Here is a 14,313-nt window from a genome sequence, read left to right on the forward strand (position 1 = left end):
TTGGCGCCAGCTTAGGCCACAACCGTGGCAATAACGAGGATAAGAAATGGCGACTACCACCCTTGGGGTCAAACTCGACGACCCGACCCGTGAGCGACTCAAAGCAGCTGCGCAGTCCATTGACCGCACGCCGCACTGGTTGATCAAGCAAGCGATCTTCAACTATCTGGAGAAGCTCGAGGGTGGCGCCACCCTGACCGAACTCAACGGTCATGTCAGCAACCTGGCCGATGATGCCGGTGAAGTCCAGGCCGACCACAGCCACCAGTGCTTCCTCGAATTCGCCGAAAGCATCCTGCCGCAGTCGGTTCTGCGTTCGGCCATCACCGCCGCCTACCGCCGCCCCGAGCAGGAAGTGGTGCCGATGCTGCTGGAGCAGGCGCGCCTGAGCGCACCACTGGCCGAAGCCACCAACAAGCTGGCTGCCGGCATCGCCGAAAAACTGCGCAACCAGAAGAGCGCTGGCGGCCGCGCCGGCATCGTCCAGGGCCTGCTGCAGGAATTCTCGCTGTCGTCCCAGGAAGGCGTGGCCCTGATGTGCCTGGCCGAAGCCCTGCTGCGCATCCCCGACAAGGGCACCCGTGATGCGCTGATCCGCGACAAGATCAGCACCGGCAACTGGCAGCCGCACCTGGGCAACAGCCCGTCGCTGTTCGTCAACGCCGCCACCTGGGGCCTGCTGCTGACCGGCAAGCTGGTCAGCACCCATAACGAATCCGGCCTCACTTCCTCGCTCACCCGCATCATCGGCAAGAGCGGCGAACCGATGATCCGCAAGGGCGTCGACATGGCCATGCGCCTGATGGGCGAGCAGTTCGTGACCGGCGAGACCATCGCCGAAGCCCTGGCCAACGCCAGCCGCTTCGAGGCCAAGGGCTTCCGTTATTCCTACGACATGCTCGGCGAAGCCGCCCTGACCGAGCACGACGCGCAGAAGTACATGGCGTCCTACGAGCAGGCTATCCACTCGATCGGCAAGGCTTCCCATGGCCGCGGCATCTATGAAGGCCCGGGCATCTCGATCAAGCTGTCGGCACTGCACCCACGCTACAGCCGCGCCCAGTACGAGCGCGTGATGGAAGAGCTGTACCCGCGCCTGCTGTCGCTGACCCTGCTGGCCAAGCAATATGACATCGGCCTGAACATCGACGCCGAAGAGGCCGACCGCCTGGAGCTGTCGCTCGACCTGCTCGAACGCCTGTGCTTCGAGCCTTCGCTGGCAGGCTGGAACGGTATCGGTTTCGTGATCCAGGCCTACCAGAAGCGCTGCCCATACGTGATCGACTACGTCATCGACCTGGCCAAGCGCAGCCGCCACCGCCTGATGATCCGCCTGGTGAAAGGCGCTTACTGGGACAGCGAAATCAAGCGTGCCCAGGTCGAAGGCCTGGAAGGCTACCCGGTCTACACCCGCAAGGTGTACACCGACGTGTCCTACGTTGCCTGCGCTCGCAAGCTGCTGGCCGTACCGGAAGCCATCTACCCGCAGTTCGCCACCCACAACGCCCACACTCTGTCGGCCATCTACCACATCGCCGGGCAGAACTATTACCCGGGCCAGTACGAGTTCCAGTGCCTGCACGGCATGGGCGAGCCGCTGTACGAGCAAGTGGTCGGCAAGATTGCCGATGGCAAGCTGAACCGCCCATGCCGCGTCTATGCGCCGGTCGGCACCCACGAAACGCTGCTGGCCTACCTGGTACGTCGCCTGCTGGAAAACGGCGCCAACACCTCGTTCGTCAACCGTATCGCCGACCACTCGATCTCCATCCAGGAACTGGTCGCCGACCCGGTCGCCAGCATCGAGCGCATGGGCACCCAGGAAGGCAGCATCGGCCTGCCACATCCACGCATCCCGTTGCCGCGTGACCTGTATGGCAACGAGCGGGCCAACTCGGCCGGCATCGACATGGCCAACGAACACCGCCTGGCGTCGCTGTCCTGCGCCATGCTGGCCACCGCCCACAACGACTGGAAAGCCACCCCGCTGCTGGCTTGCGCCGCCAGCGATAGCGCTGCCGTGCCGGTGCTGAACCCGGCCGACCTTCGCGATGTGGTGGGCCATGTACAGGAAGCCACCGTCGCCGACGTCGACAACGCTATCCAGTGCGCACTGAATGCCGCACCGATCTGGCAGGCCACGCCGCCAGCCGAACGCGCCGCCATTCTGGAGCGCACCGCCGACCTGATGGAGGCCGAGATCCAGCCTCTGATGGGCCTGCTCATCCGCGAAGCCGGCAAAACCTTCGCCAACGCCATCGCCGAAGTGCGTGAAGCCGTGGACTTCCTGCGCTACTACGCGGTGCAGGCCCGCAACGACTTCAGCAACGACGCCCACCGCCCACTGGGCCCGGTGGTGTGCATCAGCCCGTGGAACTTCCCGCTGGCGATCTTCACCGGCCAGGTGGCCGCGGCCCTGGCTGCCGGCAACCCGGTACTGGCCAAGCCCGCCGAGCAAACCCCACTGATCGCCGCTCAGGCCGTGCGCCTGCTGCTGGAAGCCGGCATCCCCGAAGGCGTACTGCAGCTGCTGCCAGGCCGCGGTGAAACCGTCGGTGCTGGTCTGGTCGGTGACGAGCGCGTCAAAGGCGTGATGTTCACCGGTTCCACCGAAGTGGCCCGCCTGCTGCAGCGCAACGTCGCCGGCCGCCTGGACAACCAGGGCCGCCCAATCCCGCTGATCGCCGAAACCGGTGGCCAGAACGCGATGATCGTCGATTCCTCGGCACTGACCGAGCAGGTGGTGATCGACGTGGTGTCCTCGGCCTTCGACAGTGCCGGCCAGCGTTGCTCGGCCCTGCGCGTACTGTGCTTGCAGGAAGACTCCGCCGACCGCGTGATCGAGATGCTCAAGGGCGCCATGGCCGAAAGCCGCCTGGGCTGCCCTGACCGCCTGGCCGTGGACATCGGCCCGGTGATCGACGCCGAAGCCAAGGCCGGCATCGAGAAGCATATCCAAGGCATGCGTGAGAAAGGCCGCTCGGTCTATCAGGTCGCCATTGCCGATGCTGCCGAGATCAAGCGCGGCACCTTCGTGATGCCGACCCTGATCGAGCTGGACAGCTTCGACGAGCTCAAGCGTGAAATCTTCGGCCCAGTGCTGCACGTGGTGCGCTACAACCGCCGCAACCTGGACCAGCTGATCGAGCAGATCAACAACTCCGGCTACGGCCTGACCCTCGGCGTGCACACCCGCATCGACGAGACCATCGCCAAGGTGGTGGAGACCGCCAATGCCGGCAACATGTACGTAAACCGCAACATTGTTGGCGCGGTGGTGGGCGTGCAGCCATTCGGCGGTGAAGGCCTGTCCGGCACCGGCCCGAAAGCCGGCGGCCCGCTGTACCTGTACCGCCTGCTGTCGACCCGCCCGGCCGACGCGATTGGCCGCCACTTCCAGCAGCAGGATGGCGAAGGCAAGCCGGACCGCACCCTGCACGAACAGCTGATCAAGCCGCTGCATGGCCTGAAGGCCTGGGCCGAGAGCAACCAGTTGGCCGACTTGGCTGCGCTGTGCGACCAGTTCGCCAGCCAGTCGCAGAGCGGCATCGCCCGCCTGCTGCCTGGCCCGACCGGCGAGCGCAACAGCTACACCATCCTGCCGCGCGAGCACGTGCTGTGCCTGGCCGACAACGAGGCTGACCTGCTGGCACAGTTGGCTGCAGTACTGGCCGTTGGTAGCTCGGCGGTATGGGCTGACGGGGAGCCGGGCAAAGCCCTGCGCCTGCGCCTGCCGCGTGAGCTGCAGGCCAAGATCAAGCTGGTGGCGGACTGGAGCAAGGATGAAGTGGCGTTCGACGCCGTGATCCACCATGGCGACTCGGACCAGCTGCGCGGTGTTTGCCAGCAAGTGGCCAAGCGCGCCGGGGCGATCGTCGGTGTGCACGGGTTGTCCAGCGGGGATCATCAGATTGCGTTGGAGCGGTTGGTGATCGAGCGGGCGGTGAGTGTGAACACTGCGGCGGCGGGCGGTAACGCCAGCTTGATGACCATTGGCTGATGGCTGAGGGTTGTTGAAGAAAAGGGAGAGCTTCGGCTCTCCTTTTTTATGGGTTTTTCTTGAGGTTTGGTTGGGCTGCCGGGTGCTTGCCACAATACTTGCTTCGCCTGTGAGACCGAGCGCCGCGCGGGCGGCGCTCGATCTCATAGGCGCAACAAAACTATCGGCGACCACACGGCGCCCTGATACAACCTACAGGCAACTCCAACCACAAATCCCCCGCCTGACAGGCATCAAGCCACTGCGATCGCAACCAGAGCAAACACCATCATCAGTTGAAGCCCAATCCCGGGCAGCATCCACAGCCAGTTGGCCAGCGTAAGGCGGCTATTGGATTGCCCCGTCATATCCCCCGCACTGAGGTTGATGCCGTTCTGCATCGCGATAAAGAGCATTACCCACGCTGCCTGGAGCACCAGCGACGCCAACAGTACAGCGGCCGGCCGCCCTTCAAGCATCGCGTTGACGACGACCCCGGCCACGGCCAGAGCGTAATGCACAAGCGTTAACCCGAGAATGGACCAGTCACTGGACCTTCCCGACACACGAATGCAGTCGTTCACCCGCCTCAACAGTGGGTAGATGAAGAAAATCGCAAAAAAGCAACGCCAGAAAGGGCTTACCTGCTCACCGGTCCTGGCTTGGTGCAGTTTCCAGTTTTGATAAAAGCAATAAAGCCAGTAAATACCAAAGGTAAAGAAGCCCATGACAGCCACCTTGCCTGGTGAAACGACGAAGAAAGGCGGTTGTTCGGCGCTACTATTAGCCGCGACCCCATTTACAAAATCGCTCATATGAAATGTTTCCCCATTGAATCCACGAATGCGCATTCAACGCCATATGGCACTCCAGTCGCAGTAGTCCGGCGCTAGCAGACTGCGTGGGAAACACCGCTTCAGCTTGTAGGATGAACTTGCACTGTTTGTATCGTCGTGTGTAGCGGTACACACACGACGGCCTTCATGCAACCTGACGACTCCAGGCACTGCAAAAATTCTGAAGACTGAAATAATCCTGTGGGAGCGGGTTTACCCGCGAAGAGGCCAGCACAGGCGACACGCCAATAAAGCACCAGTGCAACGTCTGAGACCAAGTGGCTTGCAGGGGAGTTGGAGGTATATTTCGGAAATGGACTACAAGGAATAGGTGAAAACCTAAAAAGATTGTAGGCAAAGCAGCTAAAAATCGACGGGATCGTAGGTGCGTGCCCTATATAGTTTTCAGCAATCCACGCGCGGCATGATAATAGCACCCACTAATGCACACCCACAAAGATATCTATCATACCACTCCCTTTTAAAGGCAAGAAATTTCCTATAGATATCCCGCTACAATATTGATCAGCCTAATTATTGACCTTCAGCTCTTGGCATATTTTCATAACCACTCTCAAAGGGTGGTTGCCATGCACTGGAAGAACTTAATCATCAACGGCAAGGAACACTGTATGGCACACTTGCGGCCTGCCACCCATTCCTTCAAAACTGTCTCACGCCTCATAAGCGTAGACTTCATATTTGGATTTCACTGCTTCACCGACAACAAGGGCGAAGGCCCACTACTCACCAATCCACGACCAAATGAGCAACGCAGCTTCAGCAGAAGACGCTACGAATGCTCAAAACAACTACCAGAATTCATTGCTCACCGATTCATCGACGCCAAGGTCCGGGCACATTTTGCGGGCAGGAATAATCGCCGTTACTTTTGCCTAGACACTTTTGATTACGCGATATTTTTTGAAATCCGTAAACTAGCTAACACAAAAGACTACCTCAGGGTGAATGTGATATCAGCCTATGAGATAGATCCATGGGGGCGGGCGAGCATGCCTAAAGGCCAACTTTTTAATGTTCGTTACGTGCTGGAAAAGCGCAATGACGGATTGATAGTTTAGTAGCTGATTAACCTCCTAAAAGCCCCACAAACAAAAAGGCCCCGAAACATTTGTTTCGGGGCCTTTTGCCATATCAGAACATCGGCCTGGCCTTTCAAATCCCGCTCACTGGCTGGGAGAAATCAGTATCACCTGATTCCCGGCATCGCTACCCCCTGATCAAGGGTTCCGGTCTGTAGCAACATCGCAATGCTATCCAAGCACAGACGGGACGTCAAAGGGATGAACACTCAAAAATGTTTCTGCGTGTTCCGCACTATCAACTGGATCAATCATGGTAGCTGCCTCCACTTGGTGATACCTACACTCGCAGCATCCCGCCTCAGGACCGCCACCATGCCCGAGACCCTGCTCAGCGCCCGCACTTCGACGAGTACAGCCGCGAAAGCTTCGACGCGGCACTGACCACCGCCTGCACCATCGCCAAAAAATGCTTCGCCCCGCACAACCGCCTACGTCAAGCTGACCACGTTGGAGCGGGCGGTGATCGAGTGGGCGGTGAGTGTGAACACTGCGGCGGCGGGTGGTAACGCCAGCTTGATGACCATTGGCTGAGGCTGAGGGTTGTTGAAGAAAAGGAGAGCTTCGGCTCTCCTTTTTTATGGATTTTTCTTGAGATTGGGTTGGGCTGCCAGGTGCTTGCCACAACACTTGCTTCGCCTGTGAGACCGAGCGCCGCCCGCGCGGCGCTCGATCTCATAGGCTCAGAAAATGTCATGGCGAACACCTATCAGCCTTCACGCAACCGAAAGCCAAGCCCTCACTGCTTCATGCCCAACTCGGCATCATCCATCAGCGCCTTGGCCATCGCACTCAGGTAATGTGCAGCCCAGATCATCATCGGTTTCTCATCCATCAAACCGGTGATGGTCAGTTCGCGGACATAGCCCATCAGCTCCGACGATTGTTCGCGGGCATCCCGACAGGGAATGCCAGGCTCGATGCGGAACAGTGGATGCGTGCCGTTTTCGCCTTGGTAGAAAGTGGTCTTGCCGACCGTGAGCTGGGTGTCTTCTATTGTCATTGTTCAATCCCCTGTAATTTCTCTGGCACCTGGGCCGGCCCTTTCGCGGGCACGCCCGCTCCCACAGGTACTGTGCAAGTCTTGAGGACTGTGATGATCCTGTGGGAGCGGGCGTGCCCGCGAAAGGGCCAGGCCTCACAACACATTAATCCGCCTTAGTGCGAGGTCTTGGGCCCTGCGGGCATCTGCACCTGAATCAATGCCGACTCAAGCAAAGCCCGCAGTACGTCCAGTTCATGCATCGAGGTCCTCATCAGGATCGATGCCAGCGACCTGGGCTGCAACAGCGCGGCCTGGTGCACAACGGTCGCGGCACATAGCGCGTAGTCCGCGGCTTGGATCAGGGTGTCTTCAAGGGAATGGGCGTGACGGGGTGGATCGGGGACTATCTTCAGCATCATGGTTCACCTAGTGATAAGGGCCACCACACACCTGCTGTCAAACAAGAGGGTGGCAGCTGTACATGGGTTGACAGACCGGTAGGCAAACCAAAACCCGGCGCACACGAAGTGCCCCATGCACAGCCGCCATAAAAGGCAATGCCATGCGGTTCGACCTGAGCGGCCTGTCAAAGCCGGTCACTGATTTGACAGCGACCACCCGAGACTAGGGCCCTACCCAGAACACCGCAATGGCTTGGAGGGGGTTGGAAGTATGTTTCGGAAATGGACTACATGGAATAGGTGAAAACCTAAAAAAGCAGCTGGGATGCTGGCCCAAATGCGGCGGGGCTGGCAGGTGATCCCCACGACAGTTGCAGCGCCTGGGAGATCGAGCGCCGCCCGCGCGGCGCTTCGCAGCACAAGGCTGCTCCCACATCTGTTTCGGGCCAGTATCGCCTGTGGCAGGCGCGCGCGACCGCCTTGTTTGTACAACGCGATATCGAGGTGGGCACCAAGGGGGCGCGCGCCCATGTCCCAGGAATAATTGGCCCGAAACAAATGTAGGAGCGAGCTTCGCTCGCGATGCGCCGCGCGGGCGGCGCTCGATCTCATAGGCGCCAAAAAACAAAAGGCAAGCGCCTACATGCCCCACCCCCTTTCTAAACCCATATCACCCAAACCTATTAACCTGTCCCCACCCCCATCACACTCCTACACTCGCAGCACCCCGCCTCAGGACCGCCACCATGCCCGAGACCCTGCTCAGCCCCCGCAACCTGGCCTTTGAACTCTACGAAGTGCTCGACGCCGAAGCCCTCACCCAGCGCCCACGCTTCGCCGAGCACAGCCGCGAAACCTTCGACGCGGCACTGACCACCGCCCGCACCATCGCCGAAAAGTACTTCGCCCCGCACAACCGCAAAGCCGACGAAAACGAGCCACGCTACGTCGACGGCCACGCAGAACTGATCCCCGAGGTAAAACCCGCCGTCGACGCCTTCCTCGAAGCCGGCTTCCTCAACGCCAACCGCGACTTCGAAGCCGGCGGCATGCAGCTGCCCAGCCTGCTATCACAAGCCTGCTTCGCCCATTTCCAAGCCGCCAACGCCGGCACCACGGCCTACCCGTTCCTGACCATGGGCGCGGCCAACCTGATCGAGAGTTTCGGCACAGAGGAACAGAAGCGCCTGTTCCTGCAGCCGATGATCGAGGGCCGCTACTTCGGCACCATGGCGCTGACCGAGCCCCACGCCGGCTCGTCTCTGGCCGACATCCGCACCCGCGCCGAGCCTGCGGGCGACGGCAGCTACCGGCTCAAAGGCAACAAGATCTTCATCTCCGGTGGCGATCACGAGCTGTCGGAAAACATCGTGCACATGGTGCTGGCCAAGCTGCCGGACGCCCCGCCCGGGGTGAAAGGCATTTCGCTGTTCATCGTGCCCAAGTTCAACGTCAACCCGGACGGCAGCCGTGGCCCGCGTAACGATGTGCTGCTGGCCGGCCTGTTCCACAAGATGGGCTGGCGTGGCACCACCTCCACCGCGCTGAACTTCGGCGACAACGGCGAGTGCGTCGGCTACCTGGTCGGCCAGCCGCACCAGGGCCTGGCCTGCATGTTCCAAATGATGAACGAGGCGCGTATCGGCGTCGGCATGGGCGCAGTGATGCTGGGCTACGCCGGCTACCTGTACTCGTTGGAATACGCCCGACAGCGCCCGCAGGGCCGGCTGCCGGACAACAAAGACCCGCACAGCCAAGCAGTGCCGATCATCGAACATAGCGATGTAAAGCGCATGCTGCTGGCGCAAAAGGCTTATGTGGAAGGTGCCTTCGACCTGGGCCTGTATGCCGCCCGCCTATTCGACGATACCCACACCGCCAGTGAAGAACGCACCCGCAAGCAGGCCCAGGAACTGCTCGACCTGCTGACCCCGATCGTTAAATCCTGGCCTTCGAGGTTCTGCCTCAAGGCCAACGAACTGGCGATCCAGATTCTCGGCGGCCACGGCTACACCCGCGAATACCCGGTGGAACAGTACTACCGCGACAACCGCCTGAACCCGATCCACGAAGGCACCGAGGGCATCCAGTCGCTCGACTTGCTTGGCCGCAAGCTGGCGCAAAACAATGGCGCCGGCCTCAAGCAGCTGATCCGCCTGATCGCCAACACAGACGAGCGCGCCAGCCATCACCCGCACCTTGACCCGCTGCGCCAGCCACTGGAGCAACTGGTCAACCGCCTGCAAAGCGTAACGCTGGCCCTGCTCGGCGACCTGGCCCAAGGCAAAGTCGCTGGCGCCTTGGCCAACTCGGCCCTGTACCTCAAGGCCTTCGGCCACTGCGTGATCGGCTGGCGCTGGCTGGAGCAGGCGATTCACGCCGAGCTTGGTTTGCTAAAGGGCAACGCTGCCGACCGCGATTTCTACCTCGGCAAGCTCCAGGCCGCGCGTTATTTCCTGACCTGGGAAGTACCGGGCTGCCATAATGAGCTGGCATTGCTAGAGGCGCGCGACGATACCTGCCTCGCCATGCAAGACGGGTGGTTCTAGGGGGAGCCACCGTGTACACGGAGGCTTTTGCATGTTCGATTCCAGCGCCCTGCTGCGCCAGCGCTTCGCCGCGCTGCGCAGTACGGCCGAGTTGTTTTCCCTGCGCCATGTGAAACAGTCGCACCAGGCGCTTTCAGTTCGTCGCAACGTCGCCGAACCACCCCTCTTCAGCCAGGACGAAGGCGCCATGCTCACCGTGCGGGTCAATGGCGTGGAGGCCTATGCAGCCACCGCCGACCTGTCCCAGGCTGGCCTGCAGCGCGCCCTGGAGCAGGCCGAGGCGCTGGCCCGGCAGATCGCCCGGCACAGCCTGCTGGACCTGCGCGAGCAGCCGGTGACCAGCGCTCGCCACGACCACATCTCACCCAATTTCGACCAGCCCGTGCCAAGCCTCGCCGACTGCCTTGGCCTGCTCGCCGCCGAATCGGCCAGCGTGCCCAAGGACAGCCGCCTGGTGGACTGGCAGGCCAGCCTGGGCCTGAGCCTGGTCGAGCAAACCTATCTGAACTCGGCCGGCGCCGAGCTGCGCCACGCCCAGCGCTTCCTGTTCCCAGGCTTGGGCGTTACCGCCAGCGATGGCCAGGACAGCCAGAGCCGTAGCCTGGGCCGCGACAACTTCGGCCAACAGGGCGGTTTTGAAATCATCGAGCGCTGCGGCCTGGTCGGCGCCGCCCGCCAGGTTGCGGACGAAGCCTTGCAACTGCTTCTGGCACCGAATACCCCCAGTGGCCCGCGCGACCTGCTGCTGATGCCCGACCAGATGATGCTGCAGATTCACGAGTCCATCGGCCACCCGCTGGAGATGGACCGCATTCTCGGCGACGAGCGCAACTACGCCGGCACCAGCTTCGTCAAAGCCAGCGACTTCGGCCACCTGCAATACGGCTCCAGCCTGCTGAACGTGACCTTCGACCCAACCATCGGCGAAGAGCTGGCCAGCTACAGCTTTGATGATGACGGCACCCCGGCCAGCAAGCAGTTCCTGATCCGCGACGGCCTGCTGCTGCGCCCGCTGGGTGGCGCGCTGTCGCAATTTCGCTCCGGCCTGGATGGCGTGGCCAACAGCCGCGCCTGTGGCTGGAACCGTGCGCCGATCGACCGCATGGCCAACCTCAACATCGAACCGGGCGACCAGCGCCTGGAGCAACTGATCCAAGGCATCGAGCACGGCATCCTGATGCGTACCAACCGTTCCTGGTCCATCGACGATGCGCGTAACAAGTTCCAGTTCGGCTGTGAATATGGCCAGTTGATTGAAAACGGCGAACTCAAGGGTATCGTCAAGAACCCTAACTATCGCGGCATCTCCGCGCAGTTCTGGCGCAACCTGTCGGCTGTCGGCGACCGTAGCACCTTCCAGGTACTGGGCACGCCCAACTGTGGCAAGGGCGAACCCAACCAGGTGGTACGGGTAGGCCATGCTTCGCCGGCCTGCGTATTCCGCCAGATCGACGTATTCGGAGGAGATGCGTGATGAAGCACGCTTTCGAAACCCTGGTCGGGGATGTGCGCGCCGCCCTGCAAGCAGGCGAGCAGTTCACCCTCGGCTACAGCGCCGAGCAGTCGCAATTCGTGCGTTTCAACCATGCCAAGGTGCGCCAGGCCGGCACGGTAAGCCAGGCCAGTGCGCAACTGCGGCTGGTACGCGATGGCCGCCAGGCGGAGCAGCAGGTGACCTTGAGTGGCGACGTGCAACTGGATCGCCAGCGCCTGGCCGATGCCCTGACGCTACTGCGCCAGACCTTACCGCTGCTGGCCGTCGACCCTTACCTGCGCCTGGACGAAAGTGCCTGGCACAGCCACAGCCTGCAGGAGCAGCCGCTGCCCGAACTGGACGAAGTGCTGGCCCTGCTCGACCGCGAAGCCGGTGACCTGGACCTGGTCGGTATCTACGCCAGCGGCCCGATCTGCCGGGGCTTCGCCAGCTCGTTCGGCGCCTTCGGCTGGCACCAGGCCAACAGCTTCAACTTCGACTGGAGCCTGTTCCACGAAAACGGCCAGGCGGTGAAGGCCAACTATGCCGGCCAGCTGTGGAACCCCGACGACTTCACCGCACGCCTGCGCCAGGCGCGGGAACAGTTGGGCTTCCTCGGGCGCCCGGCAGTCACCCTCAAGCCCGGCAGCTACCGTGCCTACCTGGCCCCTGCGGCCATGGACGAAATCGCCGGTATGCTCTGCTGGGGCGGTTTTTCCGCACAGGCCCTGGCCACCGGCAACAGCGCCCTGCAGCGCTTGTACAACGGCGATGCGCGGCTGAGCCCGCTGGTGAGTTTCACCGAGCAGGTCAGCGGCTCGCTGAGCCCGGCGTTTTCCGATGAAGGTGCGCCGCGCCTGGATGTGCCGCTGATCCAGCAAGGCCAGGCCCAGCAGCGGTTGATCAGTGCACGCAGCGCGGCCGAATTCGAACTGCTGGCCAATGGTGCCGACAGTTACGAGTCGCCCTGTGCCCTGAGCCTGGCGCCGGGTAACCTGGCCAGCGAGCAGGTCCTTCAGCGCCTAGGCACCGGCCTGTACATCAGCAACCTGTGGTACCTGAACTACTCCGACCTGCCAGCGGCGCGCATGACCGGGCTTACCCGCTTCGCCACTTTCTGGGTGGAAGACGGGCAGATCCAGGGGCCGGTGAGCACCATGCGTTTCGATGACAGCCTGTACAGTTTGCTGGGTAGCCAGCTGGAGGACCTGACCCGCGAGCGCGAGATGATCCTGTCGACCAGTACCTATGGACAGCGCAGTACCGGGTCGAGTCATTTGCCGGGGGCGCTGGTCAAAGGCCTGACCCTGACATTGTGACCGGACTTGCCGGCCCTTTCGCGGTTGCTGTAGGAGCAGCCTTGTGCTGCGAAGAGGCCATTGCGGCTGAAGATAATCTTTGGCCTTGCCGGCCTCTTCGCAGCACAAGGCTGCTCCTACAACCGCGAAGAGGCCGGCACTGACAAACGAGGAAGTCATGCCCGAACGCACTCCGCTGGACCCCGTCACCGCCCGCTGGATCCCTTGGGTGGTGGCCATCGCCTTCTTCATGCAGTCCCTGGACGGCACCATCCTCAACACCGCGCTGCCGGCCATGGCCCGCTCGCTGGCCGAAGACCCGCTGCGCATGCAGGGCGTGATCATCGCCTACATGCTCACCGTGGCCCTGTTGATCCCCGCCTCGGGCTGGATCGCCGACCGCTTCGGCACCAAGCGCATCTTCTTCAGCGCCATCCTGCTGTTCAGCTTCGGCTCGTTGCTGTGCGCCGCGGCCAACAGCCTTGGTTTCCTGATCTTCGCCCGCGTGGTACAGGGCCTGGGCGGTGCGCTGATGCTACCGGTCGGCCGACTGGTGGTACTGCGCGCCTACCCGCGCAGCGAATTGGTGCGGATCATGAGCTTCATCACCATCCCTGGCCTGCTGGGCCCCTTGCTGGGCCCAACGGTCGGCGGCTGGTTGGTGGAAATCCTCAGCTGGCACTGGATCTTCCTGCTCAACCTGCCGGTTGGCCTGCTTGGCTGCATTGCCGTCTGGAAGTTCATCCCGGACCTGCGCGGCGCCGAACGCACCACGTTCGACGGCCCCGGTTTCCTGCTGTTTGGCGCAGCGATGGTACTGATCACCATCGCCATGGAAGGCCTGGGCGAGTTGCACCTGCCGCACCTGCGGGTCATGTTGCTGCTGTTCGCCGGCATGGCCTGCCTGGCCGCCTACTGGCTGCGTGCCGGGCGCGACCCGGAGCCGTTGTTCTCGCCCAGCCTGTTCCGTGTGCGCACCTTCGCCATCGGCATCCTCGGCAACCTGTTCGCCCGCTTGGGTAGCGGCGCCCTGCCCTTTTTGGTGCCGTTGCTACTGCAGGTGGCGCTGGGCTATTCACCGGCCCAGGCCGGCATGAGCATGATCCCGCTGGCGGCGGCGGCCATGCTCGCCAAGTCCATCGCCAGGCCGCTGATCGAACGGTTCGGTTACCGCATCATCCTCACCGGCAACACGTTGCTGCTGGGCCTGCTGCTGGCCAGCCTCGGCCTGGTCGACGAGCAAACGCCCTACGCCGTGCTGCTGATCCAGCTGGGGCTGCTCGGCGCGGTCAACTCCATGCAGTTCACGGCCATGAACACAGTGACGTTGATCGACCTCGACGACGCCAGCGCCAGCAGTGGCAACAGCTTGCTGTCGGTGGTCGCGCAACTGGCGCTGAGCCTGGGCGTGGCCTGTGCCGGCGCACTGCTCGGCGGCTTTACCGCGGCAGGCAGTGCCGAAGGCGTGGAATCCACCCTTGGCGCATTCCAACTGACCTTCGTCACCATCGGCGTGATGGCCATGCTGGCGGCGGCGATCTTCCTGCAACTGGCGCCGACGGACGGAAGGCGTGCCCGTCGTCCGGAACAACACATGGAGTCGTAGGGCGAATGGCCACGAGGCTGGTAGACTGTGCGGCATTTTTCGCTTCGCACCGCAGGCCCGCCTCGTGACCACCGAATCCACC

Annotated in this window: 9 protein-coding genes and 1 pseudogene; 7 read left to right on the forward strand and 3 right to left on the reverse strand. The window is 62.3% G+C overall.

Translation table 11 applies throughout. The annotated features are described in order from the left end of the window. Window positions 1-46 precede the first annotated feature (46 nt). The gene (gene putA / locus ACNFBR_RS01435) at window positions 47-4,000 is read left to right on the forward strand and encodes a trifunctional transcriptional regulator/proline dehydrogenase/L-glutamate gamma-semialdehyde dehydrogenase (protein ID WP_416733383.1); all 3,954 of its coding nucleotides are present in this window, start codon (window positions 47-49) and stop codon (window positions 3,998-4,000) included. Window positions 4,001-4,233: 233 nt separating this feature from the next. Here the strand turns inward: putA and ACNFBR_RS01440 are convergent, their stop codons facing one another. Continuing rightward, window positions 4,234-4,794 (reverse strand): hypothetical protein, encoded by a 561-nt coding sequence (locus ACNFBR_RS01440; RefSeq protein WP_416733384.1) that lies wholly within the window; start codon window positions 4,792-4,794, stop codon window positions 4,234-4,236. Window positions 4,795-5,405: 611 nt separating this feature from the next. Between ACNFBR_RS01440 and ACNFBR_RS01445 the strand changes: the two genes are divergently transcribed. Further along, window positions 5,406-5,897 (forward strand): hypothetical protein, encoded by a 492-nt coding sequence (locus ACNFBR_RS01445; protein ID WP_416733385.1) that lies wholly within the window; start codon window positions 5,406-5,408, stop codon window positions 5,895-5,897. A gap of 353 nt (window positions 5,898-6,250) precedes the next feature. Next, window positions 6,251-6,349: pseudogene (locus tag ACNFBR_RS01450) on the forward strand (hypothetical protein); the annotation flags it as partial. 308 nt (window positions 6,350-6,657) lie between these two features. Here ACNFBR_RS01450 and ACNFBR_RS01455 read toward each other — a convergent pair. Both ACNFBR_RS01455 and ACNFBR_RS01460 read right to left on the reverse strand, forming a co-directional pair. Further along, window positions 6,658-6,921: a DUF3077 domain-containing protein gene (locus ACNFBR_RS01455; protein ID WP_416733386.1), complete on the reverse strand. Its 264-nt coding sequence runs from the start codon at window positions 6,919-6,921 to the stop codon at window positions 6,658-6,660. Window positions 6,922-7,076: 155 nt separating this feature from the next. After that, a complete protein-coding gene (locus ACNFBR_RS01460) occupies window positions 7,077-7,319 on the reverse strand; it encodes a hypothetical protein (RefSeq protein WP_416733604.1) in 243 nt (80 codons plus the stop codon). 731 nt (window positions 7,320-8,050) lie between these two features. On the opposite strand from ACNFBR_RS01460, the gene ACNFBR_RS01465 reads away from it, so the two are divergent. From ACNFBR_RS01465 to mdtD, 4 genes are all read left to right on the forward strand, one after another. Continuing rightward, complete coding sequence (locus ACNFBR_RS01465) at window positions 8,051-9,853, forward strand: acyl-CoA dehydrogenase (protein WP_416733387.1); 1,803 nt, start codon at window positions 8,051-8,053, stop codon at window positions 9,851-9,853. A gap of 31 nt (window positions 9,854-9,884) precedes the next feature. Beyond that, window positions 9,885-11,327: a TldD/PmbA family protein gene (locus ACNFBR_RS01470; RefSeq protein WP_416733388.1), complete on the forward strand. Its 1,443-nt coding sequence runs from the start codon at window positions 9,885-9,887 to the stop codon at window positions 11,325-11,327. After that, complete coding sequence (locus ACNFBR_RS01475; protein WP_416733389.1) at window positions 11,327-12,646, forward strand: TldD/PmbA family protein; 1,320 nt, start codon at window positions 11,327-11,329, stop codon at window positions 12,644-12,646. The genes ACNFBR_RS01470 and ACNFBR_RS01475 overlap by 1 nt, the downstream gene beginning before the upstream one ends. A 157-nt stretch (window positions 12,647-12,803) precedes the next feature. Beyond that, complete coding sequence (gene mdtD, locus ACNFBR_RS01480) at window positions 12,804-14,231, forward strand: multidrug transporter subunit MdtD (protein ID WP_416733390.1); 1,428 nt, start codon at window positions 12,804-12,806, stop codon at window positions 14,229-14,231. Window positions 14,232-14,313: the final 82 nt, after the last annotated feature.

Source organism: Pseudomonas sp. NY11955 (genome assembly GCF_048068035.1).
In the GTDB taxonomy this organism is placed as follows: domain Bacteria; phylum Pseudomonadota; class Gammaproteobacteria; order Pseudomonadales; family Pseudomonadaceae; genus Aquipseudomonas.